The organism is Kitasatospora sp. NPDC022856, assembly GCF_055561235.1.
Map to the genome: position 1 here is coordinate 1 of NZ_JBVHHE010000083.1, position 13,474 is coordinate 13,474.

The 13,474-nt window shown below is 70.8% G+C and carries 17 protein-coding genes and 1 pseudogene; 6 read left to right on the forward strand and 12 right to left on the reverse strand.

What is annotated here, in order from left to right:
• The 4 genes from ACZ34W_RS37720 to ACZ34W_RS37735 all read right to left on the reverse strand — a co-directional run.
• On the reverse strand, positions 1-624 hold a 624-nt coding region (locus tag ACZ34W_RS37720; RefSeq protein WP_465610890.1), incomplete at its 3' end, for a hypothetical protein.
• Between the two features lie 76 nt (positions 625-700).
• Positions 701-1,222: a hypothetical protein gene (locus ACZ34W_RS37725; protein ID WP_465610892.1), complete on the reverse strand. Its 522-nt coding sequence runs from the start codon at positions 1,220-1,222 to the stop codon at positions 701-703.
• Positions 1,223-1,271: 49 nt separating this feature from the next.
• Entirely contained in the window at positions 1,272-1,535 is a 264-nt protein-coding gene (locus ACZ34W_RS37730) for a hypothetical protein (RefSeq protein ID WP_465610894.1), read from the reverse strand.
• Positions 1,536-2,379: 844 nt separating this feature from the next.
• Positions 2,380-3,504, reverse strand: a complete 1,125-nt coding sequence (locus tag ACZ34W_RS37735) for an FAD-dependent oxidoreductase (RefSeq protein WP_465610896.1) — start codon at positions 3,502-3,504, stop codon at positions 2,380-2,382.
• Positions 3,505-3,599: 95 nt separating this feature from the next.
• Here ACZ34W_RS37735 and ACZ34W_RS37740 point away from each other — a divergent pair, with 95 nt between their 5' ends.
• Complete coding sequence (locus tag ACZ34W_RS37740) at positions 3,600-4,325, forward strand: TetR/AcrR family transcriptional regulator (protein WP_465610920.1); 726 nt, start codon at positions 3,600-3,602, stop codon at positions 4,323-4,325.
• Between the two features lie 121 nt (positions 4,326-4,446).
• The gene (locus ACZ34W_RS37745) at positions 4,447-4,887 is read left to right on the forward strand and encodes a hypothetical protein (RefSeq protein WP_465610898.1); all 441 of its coding nucleotides are present in this window, start codon (positions 4,447-4,449) and stop codon (positions 4,885-4,887) included.
• Between the two features lie 49 nt (positions 4,888-4,936).
• Here the strand turns inward: ACZ34W_RS37745 and ACZ34W_RS37750 are convergent, their stop codons facing one another.
• Positions 4,937-5,161: a hypothetical protein gene (locus ACZ34W_RS37750; RefSeq protein WP_465610900.1), complete on the reverse strand. Its 225-nt coding sequence runs from the start codon at positions 5,159-5,161 to the stop codon at positions 4,937-4,939.
• Between the two features lie 73 nt (positions 5,162-5,234).
• Complete coding sequence (locus tag ACZ34W_RS37755; protein WP_465610902.1) at positions 5,235-6,233, reverse strand: NADP-dependent oxidoreductase; 999 nt, start codon at positions 6,231-6,233, stop codon at positions 5,235-5,237.
• Between the two features lie 121 nt (positions 6,234-6,354).
• Between ACZ34W_RS37755 and ACZ34W_RS37760 the strand changes: the two genes are divergently transcribed.
• Positions 6,355-7,230, forward strand: a complete 876-nt coding sequence (locus ACZ34W_RS37760) for a LysR family transcriptional regulator (protein ID WP_465610904.1) — start codon at positions 6,355-6,357, stop codon at positions 7,228-7,230.
• Between the two features lie 191 nt (positions 7,231-7,421).
• On the opposite strand, the gene ACZ34W_RS37765 is transcribed toward ACZ34W_RS37760, so the two are convergent.
• The gene (locus ACZ34W_RS37765) at positions 7,422-7,550 is read right to left on the reverse strand and encodes a hypothetical protein (RefSeq protein ID WP_465610906.1); all 129 of its coding nucleotides are present in this window, start codon (positions 7,548-7,550) and stop codon (positions 7,422-7,424) included.
• A 147-nt stretch (positions 7,551-7,697) separates the two neighbouring features.
• Between ACZ34W_RS37765 and ACZ34W_RS37770 the strand changes: the two are divergent.
• Positions 7,698-7,805: pseudogene (locus ACZ34W_RS37770) on the forward strand (GNAT family N-acetyltransferase); the annotation flags it as partial.
• Between the two features lie 531 nt (positions 7,806-8,336).
• Here ACZ34W_RS37770 and ACZ34W_RS37775 read toward each other — a convergent pair.
• The 3 genes from ACZ34W_RS37775 to ACZ34W_RS37785 all read right to left on the reverse strand — a co-directional run bounded on the left by ACZ34W_RS37775 (position 8,337) and on the right by ACZ34W_RS37785 (position 10,596).
• Positions 8,337-8,645, reverse strand: coding sequence for an NAD(P)/FAD-dependent oxidoreductase (locus ACZ34W_RS37775; RefSeq protein ID WP_465610907.1), 309 nt, complete (start codon positions 8,643-8,645; stop codon positions 8,337-8,339).
• 738 nt (positions 8,646-9,383) lie between these two features.
• On the reverse strand, positions 9,384-9,932 hold the full coding sequence (locus tag ACZ34W_RS37780) for a hypothetical protein (RefSeq protein WP_465610908.1): 549 nt from the start codon (positions 9,930-9,932) through the stop codon (positions 9,384-9,386).
• A 64-nt stretch (positions 9,933-9,996) separates the two neighbouring features.
• Positions 9,997-10,596 (reverse strand): hypothetical protein, encoded by a 600-nt coding sequence (locus tag ACZ34W_RS37785; RefSeq protein WP_465610910.1) that lies wholly within the window; start codon positions 10,594-10,596, stop codon positions 9,997-9,999.
• A 435-nt stretch (positions 10,597-11,031) separates the two neighbouring features.
• Between ACZ34W_RS37785 and ACZ34W_RS37790 the strand changes: the two genes are divergently transcribed.
• Positions 11,032-11,706 (forward strand): hypothetical protein, encoded by a 675-nt coding sequence (locus tag ACZ34W_RS37790; protein WP_465610912.1) that lies wholly within the window; start codon positions 11,032-11,034, stop codon positions 11,704-11,706.
• 251 nt (positions 11,707-11,957) lie between these two features.
• Here ACZ34W_RS37790 and ACZ34W_RS37795 read toward each other — a convergent pair whose 3' ends face one another.
• Complete coding sequence (locus tag ACZ34W_RS37795) at positions 11,958-12,335, reverse strand: hypothetical protein (RefSeq protein WP_465610914.1); 378 nt, start codon at positions 12,333-12,335, stop codon at positions 11,958-11,960.
• A gap of 168 nt (positions 12,336-12,503) precedes the next feature.
• Complete coding sequence (locus ACZ34W_RS37800; RefSeq protein WP_465610916.1) at positions 12,504-12,800, reverse strand: hypothetical protein; 297 nt, start codon at positions 12,798-12,800, stop codon at positions 12,504-12,506.
• Positions 12,801-13,047: 247 nt separating this feature from the next.
• On the opposite strand from ACZ34W_RS37800, the gene ACZ34W_RS37805 reads away from it, so the two are divergent.
• Positions 13,048-13,474 (forward strand): MFS transporter (locus ACZ34W_RS37805; protein WP_465610918.1); only part of this gene is annotated, 427 nt, incomplete at its 3' end.

Here is a 13,474-nt window from a genome sequence, read left to right on the forward strand (position 1 = left end):
CTGCGTGGCCTGCAGGAGCTGCTGCTTGGTCCATCCCTCACCGGTGGGGGTGAGGCCGGTGATCCGGTCGTTGGAGAGGTCGACGAGAAGCTTAGGTCGGGCTTGCTGGTCCTCGATCAGGAGGACCTGCGGGTGCCCGTCGGTCTGAACGATGCTGGTCGCGCCGCACTGCGACAGGTGGTCGCGATAGCGGTCGAGGGTGGCGGCCGCCTCGGTCGGGCGGAGCTTGAGCACCTGCTCGGTGAGGCCTTGGCCGGAGCCGCCTCCCGTGATGGCCGACCTGATCCAGGTGTCGACGCCGGCCGCGCGCAGCCGGGCGGCGTGGAGCTCGTCGGTGGCGCTCCAGGGGAATTCCGCCGGGTCGCACGAGGTGGAGGGGGCCGCGGGCGCCGCGGGGCAGCTCGCGGACAGGGTCACGGAGGCCTCGGAGCGGCTGTAGGGGGCGGTGGGCCAGACGCTCTCCGGGCGCAGGAGTTCGCCGTCGGGGGCGTGGTACTCGGAGGTACAGGCGACGGGCTGCGGGGCGGGCGCCGCCTGGTGGGTCGGTTTGTCGGTGGTGCAGGCCGCCAGGGCCGCCAGGGAGGTCAGGGCGGCGAGCAGGGCCGGTGCGGTGCGGTGGTTCATCGGTCTCCCCCGTAGCGGATGGGCGCGGTGGTGGCGCGGGGCCCGGCCGTGTGCCGGCCGGGCCAGCGGCGGGCGGTCAGGCGTTGTGGACCTCGGAGCAGCGCTCGGGTGCGGTGGCGGTGGCCCAGGTCGTGCTGGTCTGGCAGTTGCTGTAGGTGTGGACGACGCGGAGGCTGAAGCGGCGGTCGATGATGCCGTCGCGGTAGCTGACGGTTGTCCAGGCCGCAACGTTCACCGTGAAGGTCTCGGTTGCCGAGACCGTGGCCGATGCGGTGACGGACAGACCGAGCTTGGCCTGGATCTCGGCGACGAACACGTCGGCGCTGGCCTGGATCTCGGCGCTGGCGGTCGCGCTGAGGCTAGCGCTCTTGGTCCGTGAGATCGCCCGGCTGATCGACGCGCCGGAGCTGTTGGAGATGGTGCCGCTGTCGTAGGAAGCCCAGTCCCAGCTGATCTGCTCGTAGTAGCGGTTCGTCACCTGCTCGCAGAAGTCGCTGGTCGGCGCCGGCTTCACGTCCGCCGCATACGTCGGAGCCGCCCCCAGGACCCCGGCCAGGACAGCGCCAGCGAACGCGCCGGCGACAGCCTTCGTCAACATCGGATTCCCCTCCCAGCACCAACCCCGATTGGATTGGATACACAGGACCCTAGGAGCCAAATGGTCGCTGGTAAGCCCGCCCGATGTCCTCGGCCAGGCGGAACAGCGAGTCCTTGACGGTGAACAGCTCCTGGGCCGGCGCCGAGCCGCCGGGCTCGCGCATCGGCTCGACCTCCAGCGCGCAGTCGCCGATCGTGAACTGCGCTCGGCTGGTCGACTCCACGTGCTTCCGCAGCTCGACCACGATCTCCGCGTACCGCTCGAAGCTGACACAGCCGATCTTGTCTTCGGTCTTCTCGATCTCCTGGGGCATGGGACGTCACCACCAACCCGCGAACCGGACACGGCCGTTGACCGTGTCGGGACACGGCCGCTCTCGTCACCGGGAGTCAGTGCGCACACCCACTGATCACAACAGGTCCGTTCGAAATGACCGAAGTTGGGGCAAAAGTGACCGAAGAAGCCGTTCGCGGAGCGGTTACTGTGCCTGATCGGCGAACGTTTTCGTTCGCGCCCGCGAGGCCCTCACCACGCACCGCCGCGAGCAATACACCGCGTCCGAGCGCCTGTCCACCCCGACCACCCAGGTGGCCTTGCACACCGGACACTCGGCCTTGCCGGCACCGCTCCGCTCGGCCGCCACCCGCTTCCGCAGCCGACGTCGCACCCGCCACCACCTGGGCGATGCAGGACCACCTCCTCAACCAGATCTCGCGGCTCGTGGACGCGGGCATTCTCACCACCACCCGGGACCTTGGCACGATCAACGCCGCGAACCTCCGCGAGGCCCACGGCATCCCGTATTCCGGCACGGCCACCCGACGACGTGCGGGCCATCGGGCACTCATGCCTCTCCGGCGTGGACCGAGCCGGTTGCAGCGGAAGCGCGGATCATCGGGATCGGCATGGCCTGGCACCCAGGCACGACGCCGGACGCACCCCACCGCTGGTTCCGCGAAGACCTCTCGCCCGGCCTCCTCGTTCGGCGGGCAGGGTGTCGTCCACGGTTCACCTCCGGAAGCAGGCTGCCGGGCAACTGGCCCCGGAGGTCACGCTGCCCGACGTCGGCGCCCCTGGCCCGCCCGCGCCGCCGGATCCGCGGATCTGTATGTCCGCGACCGGGCGGGTACGGTGATCGCGCACGGTGCACTTCGGCCTCAGGACAGTTTCGCTTCGGGGGCGAAGGCGGGCAGCTTCTCGAGACTGCTGCGCACGGCCTCCGCGCCGTACTCGAACATCTGCCGCTCGTAGTCGTCGACCGCGCTGAGCAGATCCTGGCATCCTTCGTCTGCCTCGATCAGGCAGCGGCGCAGCAGGTCGGCGTCGCGCAGTGCGGTGTTCGCGCCGTTGCCGCCGGTCGGGGAGGTGGCGTGGATAGCGTCGCCGAGCAGCGTGACCGGGCCGGGCGCCCAGCGCTGGCGGGGCTTGACCGCCCGGATGGACAGCAGGGTGCTGTTGTCCGGGTCGGCCTGCTCGATCAGCGCGCGCAGCTGCGGGTGCCAGCCCTCCATCCTGGACAGTACGGCGTCCTGCGCGGTCAGGTCCTGCAGTGAGCCGTTCGGCGGCAGGATCATGGCCCAGCGCACGTAGTCGCCGATGTCGGGCAGGGTGACTTCGGTGGCCAGTTGCTCGGCGGCCTGCTTCGGCGGGGTGCGGAAGCGCATCGCGCCGAGCAGCAGGCTGACGCCGTCGCCCGCGATCTTCGAGCCGTACGCCTTGGACAGGCTGGCGAACTCGTCGGTCAGCGGGGTGCGGCCGATCACGAACCGGACGCCGGTATCGAGCGGGGTGGTCTGCGGCGAGAGCACCCCGCGGACCGCGGAGGTGACACCGTCCGCGCCGACGAGCAGGTCGGCGGTGGCCGGGGCGCGGCGGGCGAACCGGGCCTGGACCCTGCCGTCAGGCAGCACGTCGTAGCCGGTCAGCGCGGCATCGGTGTGCACGGTCAGGCCGGTCAGCAGCAGGTGCCGCAGCACCTGCCGATCGACCACGATGCCGCTGCGGCCCCCGCCGAGCCTGCCGATCTCGTTCAGCTGCGGGTCTAGGACCATCTGCTCGACGGCAGCGTCCATGACGACCTCGTCCAGCAGCGGGTGCCAGCGCGTGGGCAGGCAGTCGCGCACCGCCTGGAACCCGTTCGGGTCCAGCACGAGCCGGTAGCCCTGGAACCGTGCCACGATCCCCGGGTCGCGCTCGAACACCTCGGCCTCGATCCCCGCGCCGCGCAGACCCTGCGCGAGGGCCAGACCTCCCAGACCGGCTCCGACAACGGAAACTCGCATCACACACCTCCGGGCCACTTGCACGAACTTAGTTCGTTCTGACGATCTAAGTTCTACTCAACGAACTTAGATCGTGTCAAGGTATGGTGGTCGGCATGTCCGCCGATCCCCACCAGCGCCGCACAGCCCGCCAAGCCCCCTTCGCCGCGGAACCCGCCGCGTCGGCACCGCGCAAGAAGCCGATCACCGTCGAACGGATCGCCGACGCCGCCCTGGAAGTCGTCGCCACCGAGGGGTACGACGCCCTGACCATCCGCCGGGTCGCCGCCGTGCTCGGCACCGGTCCGTCGTCGCTGTACGCGCACATCGTCAACAAGGACGACATCGACGATCTGCTGATCGGCAGGCTCTACGCCGACGTCGTGCTCCCCGAACCGGACCAGGCCACCTGGCGCGAGCAGCTGCTCGGGGTGTACACGCAGATCCGCGACCTGTACCTGAAATACCCCGGAATCTCGCGCGCCGCGCTGGCCGTGGTGTCGACCAACCTGGAAACACTGCGGGTCGGCGAAGGGATCCTGGCGATCCTGCTCGCGGGCGGCATCGAACCAAGGACGGCCGGATGGGCCCGCGACGCGCTGTCCCTCTACGTCAGCGCCTACGCACTGGAGCAGTCGCTGGTCCGGCAACGGCGCCAGCACCAGGATCAGGAATGGGTACTCAGCCACGAGGAGTTGCTGGAGCGCTTCACCGCACTGCCGGCCGAGGAATTCCCGCACACCCGACGCCATGCCGCCGAGCTGATCTCCGGCACCGGACACGACCGCTTCGAGTTCGCCCTCGGCCTGCTCATGGACAACCTCCAGCCCACAACCGGTTGACCTGCGGCGTGCGGTGGCTCGTGGCGCCGAGACGGTCATGCTCGACTGCACCTGAAGCCCCCGCGCGGACACCGGCGGCGAGATCCCGGCAGGCATCGTCAGCATTCGCCAGCCAACTGCTATGCGGCGCAGGAGCGGAGCAGGACGCCGAGAGGTCCGCCGCCTGAAGGTTTGCACCGTCGAAGCCGGGCTGCTGTTCCCGCACGCCTTCCAGGCCATCGAGATCAAGCGACGCCGCGTCAACACCAAGACCGGCAAGGTCCAGACGACGACGATCTACGCCGTCACCAGCCTCACCCCCGCCCAGGCCGACCCCGCCCGCCTGGCCGAACTCGTCCGAGGCCACTGGTCCGTCGAAGCCCTGCACCACATCAGAGACGTGACCTATGCCGAGGATGCCTCCAGGGTCCGCACCGGCAGCGCACCCCGTGCCATGGCCACCCTGCGCAACCTCGCCATCGGCCTGATGCGCCAGGCCGGCTGGACCAACATCGCGGCCGCAGCCGACCACTACCGGTCACGCCCCGACCACGCCACCGCGCTCCTCAAGATCACCTGCTGAGAACGCATCAGCCCTGGCACGGCAGCGTGTGGATCGCCGGCGACCTGCGCTATCCCGGCTTGACCTCGGCCGCACGGTAGGCCTCCATCCGGCCGACGGCGCGACGCGTCTCCTCGTCCGCGTCGCGCCGCGCAGCGACCGCCTTCTCGCGACGGCCTCCCCCCCCGGACTTCAACGCCTCCTCCGTGGCGGTGACGGCCTTCTCGGCGGCTTCCAGCTCCTCGCCCCCGCAGCAGGCTGGCATCGCGGCGGCGCTCCCCGAGCTGGCGGACATCCCCGCCCCGCAGCTGCCCGGGGACCGTCGTGCGCATGGGTGTACTCCGCCACCACCTGCTGGAGTTCGGCGGTCACGAGAGCGCCGTCAGCACGATCTTGCCTTGGAGGTGGCCCTGGGCGGCCCGCCTGTGTGCGTTGCCCGCTTCGGACAGCGGGTAGGTGCTGTCCACCCCGACCTGGAGCGTGCCCTCGTCGAACAGCCGCCCGATCTCCGCGAGCTGGAGGCCGTTGGAACGCACCTGAATGTTCGAGACGGTGATGCCCAGACTCGCCGTCTCCTCCGGGTCGTACTCGGCGAAGAACACCGGAAGCATGGTGCCTCCGCGCTTGAGCACGGTCAGGAGGCGTGAGCTGTCCGGGCCACCGACGGTGTCGATCACCAGGTCGACACCGCTGACCACGTCCGCGGCCTGCGTCCTGGTGTAGTCGATGAACTCATCGGCGCCGAGCTCGCGCAGGAACCGCTCGTGCCGGCCCGAGGCCACCGCGATGACCTCTGCCCCCTTCCATTTCGCCAACTGCACCGCGAAGTGGCCCACTCCCCCGGCGGCCCCGTTGACCAGCACGGTCATCCCCGGCGTGATCGGCACCGGCCGGTGCACCTGGCCGGTGAAAGGAGACGGCACGTCGTGGCCGAGGTCGACCAGGTACTGCCAGGCCGTCAGCACGGCCATCGGTGCCCCGGCCGCCTGCACGTGGTCGATCCCGGCCGGTTTGTGAGCCAGGTCCGAAGCCGGCGCGGCCACGCACTCGGCGTATGTCCGGCCGTCGAATCCGGGGAACCGCAGCATGCCGAAGACCTCGTCACCGACGGCGAACCCCAGCACGTCCGGGGCGACCGCCTGGACCACGCCCGACATGTCCGTTCCGGGGATCAGGGGGAACTCCAGCGCCGGCCTCATGTCGGCCGGCATGATCTTCATCCCCTCCCGCAAGTACCAGTCCGGCGGGTTGATGCCCGCCGCGTGCACCCGCACGAGCACCTCGCCCGGGCCGATCTCGGGAACCGGCACCTCGTCATACCGCAGAACTTCCGGCCCGCCCGCTTCGTGGAACTGGATCGCCTTCATCGCACCTGTCGCTTTCCTGGTGAACGTTGCTCCATCAGTCAAGGCCCAGGACGGCACGGCCGTCCAAGACCGGTTCGGCAACCTGCTCATCCCGAAACAGCATGATGCGTACGCTGGGAGGGTGAACGATCTCGGACAGGACCTGGACCTGCGGCTGGTGCGCTACTTCACTGTGGTGGCGGCGCACCAGCACTTCGGCCGGGCCGCCGCCGACTTGCACGTGGCCCAACCGGCGCTCAGCCGCCAGATCCAACGGCTCGAAAAGCATCTCGGCGTACGGCTGCTCGACCGCACCCCCCGGGGCACCCGGCTCACTCCGGCCGGCCAGAGCTTCCTGCCCCGGGCCCACGCCCTGCTGCAGGCCGCCCACCAGGCCGAGCTGGCCGCGCGTGAACAAGCCGAGACCGAAAGAATCGCCATCGGCTACGTCGAAGACCTGGTGATCACCGCCGCCGTACGGGAACTGCGCCGTCGTCGTCCGGACGCCGAGATCGCCACCCGGTACCTGAGCTGCCGCGACGTCGGGGCGCTGACCGACAAGCGCGTCGACGCCCTGATCGCGCGGGCCCCGCTGCCGTTCGCCGCCGACGACGTCTTCACCACCCCGCTGTACGAGGAGGCCCGGATGCTCGCGGTCCCGCGCGGTCATCCCCTGGCCGGCCTCACGTCGGTGACCGCGGAAGAACTGGCCGGCGAGGAGGTGGCGCCGTGCGCGTTCGAGACCGCGGACTGGACTTCCTACCGGATCCTCGGCGCTGGCGTGCCGGCGATCGAGAGCTACGAGGACAAGCTCGAACTCGTCGCGAGTGGCAGGGCGATCGCCGTGCTACCGGTCGGCGACCGGCGCAGCTCACTGCGGACCGACCTCGTCACCGTCCCGATCGAGGACGCTCCACCCAGCCAGGTCGTCCTGGTCAGCCGCAAGGGCGACCCGAATCCGATGATCAGGAACCTCCGGCTGGCCGCCAAGGCCGTCCTGAGCGCCCCGGCAGCGTGAACGGACCAGCCGACCCGCCTGGCGCCGAACCGCGCCAAGCGGGTGGTTGATGCATGACGAGGGCGAGTCATCCAGCAGCTGTCTCCGGCGGGATCCCGGCTACGACGATCCACGGCCGGTGACGATCCCGGTGGCACACCGCCCGCGGTCTCACCGGCATCGATGCGTGACGGACGATCCAGCCCGTCGGGTCAGCCTCGGACCAGCTCGGCGCGCGGGCGCGTTCCATAGCGGGCGACCAACTCGTCGATTCGTTCGGCGAGCTGCTGCCCGACGTCGGCGGGCGCGGCGCCGGACCGGGCGCCGTCCGCGTCGGACATGGGGCCCGATCCCGGCCAGCGGCACGCCCGCAGCGGCCAGCGTCCGTACCTCCTGCCGGTTCCGCTGGTGGTCACGCTCCCGGTCGACCCGAAGTCGAAGGACACGGGCGGCGGCTGCCGCGGCGGACGACAGCGCGGCGCCGCGCCGAACAGGCCCGCGCCGAGCACTTCATCGCGATGTGCCGGAAGACGGCGGACGAGGGCACCGGGGCGCGGGTGGCCATCGACCGTGCTTCTGACGGGGCCTTCGTTGGCTCGGTTCAAGGACGGCAGTCTGGAGATAGTGCCGGTTCCGACGGGACGGTGTGGCTGGTCGGATTCGACGCGGTGGACCCCGCGGGCCGGCTTCCGGAGCCCCTCCTGCGTCGATGCGTCCGCGCAGGAGACCATCGAGGCCGCGAGGTGGGGAGAGCTGATCGAAGAACTCGAACAGCTCGGCTGAACGTGGTGTCACGACGAGGCCCTGACGTTCGGTGACCAACTCGCCATCCGGACGGCAGCCGGTGTGTCCATGGGCTTCAGACGTTCGGAGCCGCCCGCGAGCGAGTGGGCGCTCGCGAGCCTCTACACGTCGGCAGGAGTCCCCTGACGGTTCGGCGCAGTAGTGGCGAACCGTCAACCCCGGCCACCTGAACGGGAGGGCTCCGTGTCGGACCTGGAGACGATGTCGGTCATGGTCATGCGAGCACTCCTAGGGTCGAGACCGGGTCAGGTCGGTTGTCGGTGCGGCCGCCAGCGGAATCCGCCGGCGGGGTGGCGGCGGTGCCAGAAGGCGTGCCGGGGCCATCACTGTTCGAGGGCGTAGTAGGCGCGCCGGTCGCGCAGGTGGGTGGCGGTGATCATGTCGACCTCGGCGGCGTAGTGGGTGAGGGCGGCGGGGTCTCCGCTCAGGTGGTCATGGACGGCCTGGTCGGCCCGCCTGCCGGTGTACAGGGCGGCGTGGATGCCCTGGGACGACAGCGGGTCGATGGCGGTGGCGTCGTCGCCGGCGGCGATCCACCCGTCGCCGTGGACGGTGTCCAGGCGGACGGTGTGGGCGGGAGCGCGCCGCAGGACGGCGTCCGACCGCGGGTGCGCCCCCAGCCTGGTCCTCACCGGCCCCGCCGCGACGGGGGAAACCACCGCCCTGCTGGAAGCGGGCCGGGCCTGCCACCTCGCCCGCCTGGGCCAGGACCCTTCTTCGCCGTGATCCGGGGGCCGCCACCGGACGGGGCGCGGTGGTGTCGTACGGGATCCTGTCGTTCGACCGCACATCTGACCGGCTACCGATCGTCCGTCCTTCCGCGTCGCATGGTTTGCCGGCCACCGACGTGTTCCTCCCGGCGGCCGCCGTCGGGTGTGCGGTCTGGTCGGCCAGGTAGGGCGGGGCGGCCGGTGTGTACGTCCGGCCGCCCCGGGGCCGGCTCGCCGCACGGGCCCGAGCCGTGGGGGTGCTGCGAGGTACGAGTAGAAGACACCGGCCGATAGGGCTCCACGCCAGTGGATACACGGGACTGTCGGCGTTCCGGCCGGATGACACAGACTCACCTGTACTTCTTCCCATCGGAGCCACTTCCAGGAAGCCACGCACACCGCTGCCACCAGGGCCGGACATCCCAGCGCGTCCGCCACCAGGCGGACGCGAGGAGATGGCCCAGCGAAGCGCCCCGGCCGAGACCGACCACGCCCCCACCCACCCGCTCACCCACTCATGTACCAGGCCGGGGCTCCAAGAGGTCAGTCGGCCCGGTGAGTTCCACCCGAATGCCGTCTGACCAGGCGTGACGGGCCCGGCCGCCCGAAGGAGCTGCAGGCCAAACGGCTGCCCAGACGGCTGGCCTCGAGTGGGGTGGCTCAGCTCCCGGCGGTGACGATCCCGGTCAGCCACTCCTGGTGGGCGCGCTGCGCCCTCCGGGAGAAGGGGTACGGCTGACGTGCCAGCTCCTGCACCGTTGAGGTCAGCCAGTCGTCGTCGCCGAGGCGGTGGCCCTGGCCGAGATCGACCGCCCCTTCCAGCAGCTGACGTAGCATCAGGATCTCCAATCTCGGGTAGCGCCGACGGTGGTGGACGAAGCGGGGCTTCCACATGTCGTACGGGTGGCGCACCATCGCATTCAGGCACGAACCGTGGACGGTGATGTCGTCGTACTTCGTCAGCAGGCCGCCCGCCCTACTGCTCAGGAAGCGGCCGGCGGTGACCCCGATGCCCAGGCTCATCAGGCGCTCCCACGGCACCAGGAACGGCTCGCGGCCGGCGACGCGGTGCTCCAACCCCTGGGGGAGGAAGGCGAGGTGGAACTCACGTTCCGGGTCTCCGATGTACCAGTGCCCCTCGACCCGGGTCAGCGGGCCGAGGGCGGCGGGGCTCGCGGCAGGGGCGGGGCTGGGCGCGGCGGTGGTCACGGCTCTCCTCGGGGCAGGCGGCAGCTACTCGCCGACCAGACTTCCCGGCTCACCTACGGAGAGCCTACCTGACGGGAGCGCGGGCGCGGCGGCGGCCAAGGCCTATGGGCGCGGCCACCTGGGTCTCGTCAGGGGCCAGTTCGGTGAGGATGCGGAGGTCGGCCCGTCGGCGGCGGCCAGATCCTGGTCGGGCGGGGCGCTCCGCGAGTTCTCGGCCCGGCTGCTCAGCGGTCCAGTTGGTGAGTGAGGTGCTGGTGGATGCGGTGCAGGAAGGCGTCATGGTGTGGTCGGCGGTGGCGGGGCTGAGGTGGTGCGGGCTGCGGGCTCTCGGGGGCTCGCCGCAGGTACCGAGCGTGCGGTAGTCGAGGTAGGAGAGCATGAAGACGTCCCCGCCGGTCGGCGAGGCGGCGGCCGCGGATGCCAGGGGCAGTCCGGCGGTCTCCCGGGCCCGGCGGAACGCCGCGCGAGCGGCGGGAAGTGCGGTGGGAAGGGTGAGGGCGCCGCCGAGGTCGAGCGTCAGCGGGGCGACCGCGGTGAACCAGCCGATCGACCGGGCCAGCCGGGGCGCGTACCGGGTGTGCAGGGGCAGCAGCAGCGCGTAGCGGTGGCGGAGCGGCGAGCTCGCGGAGCCCGAGCGCGGCACAGCAACTCGATCATGCTTCATCAGGCGATTGAGGACTCACCAGCCCACGTGGTCGAGGAGGGCCCGGCGAATAGCGCAGGCCGGTGACGATTTGGGATCACGCTGGCCGAAATGAATGCATCCCCGGACGGAAGCGGCCGGGTGTCTCCCCAACGCGGCCCGCGCATGGTCGACTTGATGGTCGGCCGTGCCATGAAGGGGATGCTGCGCATGTCGGAAGTCCCGGTGACCACATATGTCTCCACCGCGAGCAGGGGCCGTCGGCGGCGCCGTTGGCCTGTGTGGGCGGCGCCCGTTGCCGCCGTCCTCCTCGCGGGTACGGTCGCGTGCGGCGGGGACGGCGGGGACGGTGGGGGCGGTGGGGGCGGTGGGGGCAGGCAGGCGCCGGCTGACACGGGAGGGCCGACGGCATCCGGTCAGGCTCCGTCGGCGAAGTCGGATCAGAGGAGTCTGGAGATGAAGGGCCTGGTCGCGTTGGTGTCCGGAGACCTCACCGAGCTCGTGGTCTTTGACGAGACGACCGGCAGGACCAAGGCGGGAGCCTTCCTGCCCCAGTACGCGGTACCGAGCGTGTGGAGGAGGCATGCCTTCTCGCCGGACTGGCACTCCGTCGTGTGGACGACGAGGGGCGGCGACCTGTTCTTCGGGGAGTACACGAGCGGCGCGGGCCCGAACGGGAACTACGGGGACACGCCAGTGAGCATCGGCGGCAAGCCGACGTACTCGGGCGGCAAGCTCGGCTACGCGCAACCCCGCTTCGGCCCGGACGGGAAGCGGGTGTACTTCCTGGCCAACAATGACAAGGTGTACTCCGCCGACCCGAAGAGCCCGGATGATTTGAAGGAAGAGGCGACCCTTGAGACGGGCACATTCTCCCAGGACCACGGGTTGGCCTGGGACATCGCCGCGTCCGGCCAGGTCGAGAAGCGACAGGCCGCATCTCCCGGGCCCAAGAGCGAGGCGACCGCCCCGGACGGCAAGAGGACCGTCGTCAAGAACGGGTCGGGCTGGTTCCTCAAGGAAGCAGCCAGTACCGCCGAGCCGAAGTTCCTCTTCGAACACCTTCTCGACCACGATGAGAAGCCGTTGGCGAACAAGGGCATGACCGTTGACGTCCTGGGCTGGTACTGACCTGCCGGCGGCCCCTGGGTGCCGGCCGCACCGCACGCGGGTGGACCACTGCCTGCCAGATGCGCGGACAGGACACCCGCCCGGCGGCGACGCCTGGCTGACGCCAACTCGGCCGCGATCGCAGCCCCTGGCGACAACAGGCTCGCGCAGCTGGTGAAGGATCGCGCTGAGAATCCATTGCGAACCTTCAGGTCGGCCGCCATCGGCGGTGACAACCACCGCTGCGAGGCACACCAGCGCCTGAGCGCCGGTCAGCGCGGTCCCGGGGCTGGTGCCAGGCGCCGGCGGGCAGGGCCCTGGTCGCGGGCTCGGAGGGCGGCGACGGCGGGCAGGCCGGAGGGGTGGAGTGCGACCTGGTCGTGGCGCGGCTCGCGGACGAAGCGGTCCGGCTCGCCAGGGCCGCCGTGCAGGACAGCGGCCCACTGCGGGACGTCGTGGATGCCGCCCCCGACCCAGCCGAGCGGCCGGCCGTGGAGGACCAGGACATGGACGGGGCGGGCGCGCGGGCCAGTGGCGTCGGGGTCGTGCCACATGGTGCGGGCCTCCCGCGCGTCGCGGACCGTGGCGCGGCGGCCGGCGGGCAGGAGGTCCAGGAGGTGTGCGGCCTCCCACGGCGTAGTGCCCCGCACCGGCCCTGACCTGCGATGGGGAGTTTGGACTGTGGAACTCACCAGCGCTCGCGCACCGAACTCACCGGCCTTGCCGGGCGGTGCGTGAGGCGGCTGCGTGCCCGCAGGCCCGCCCAGGGAAGGGGCGGACGCCCTCCCCTCGTGGGGCATCCGCCCGGGCTGTGGAGGTCAGCTCCCCGGTTCGGCCTCGGTGTGGTCGACGACGGCCGAGGCGGGGACGGCCGTGGCATAGTCGTAGCCCTTGCCGTTGCCGACGCCCGGGGGCGGGTTGCCCGCGGGCGGGAGGCCGTCGGGGCCGGCGGGAGAGAGGTCGGAGAGCAGCACCTCGCGCACGCCGAGGAAGGCGCCGGTGTCCTTGTCGAAGATCAGGGACACGCGCATGGTGCCGTTGGTGCCGACCACCGCGACTCCGTGGCGTCCGGCCGCGTCCGCCTCGTCGACGACCACCGACGTGCTGCGGGACATGACACGGTGACATCGGCCCGCGTCTGTGAAACCAAGGTGCCTCGAAGGGCGTCGGTCAGGTAGCGTGCGGACCATGTCGAGCCCTGAGGCAGCCAAGGTGGGGGCTTTCGGTCACGCCGTCAGCTCCCTGAACCGCTGAGTTCGTAGTCCTGTGGTCCCGCCGTGTCCTGCGGCCGGACGACTGCGCCCCTGGGTGCTGACCGCGGTGACGAGACGTCTTCCCACCTCTCCTCACCTCGGAGCATCAATGCCTCTCCCGCTGTACCTGCTTGCCATGGCGATCTTCGCTATGGGCACCTCCGAATTCATGCTCGCCGGACTCCTGCCAGACATCGCCTCCGACCTCGACATCACAGTCGGGACAGCAGGCATGCTCACCGCGGGCTTCGCGATCGGAATGATCGTCGGCGCCCCACTCGTGGCCGGGCTCGCTCGCAACCGGCCCGGACGAACCGGCCTCCTGGGGTTCGTCCTCGTGTTCTCGGCCGCTCACGCCGCGGGTGCCACCACCACGAGCTTCCCGGTTCTGCTCACGACCCGGGTCGTCGCCGCGCTCGCGAACGCAGGGTTCCTTGCCGTAGCTCTGACGACCGCCGCCACGCTGGTCGCCCCCGACAAGAAGGGACGTGCGCTGGCCGTGCTGCTGTCGGGCACGACGGTGGCCACGATCGCCG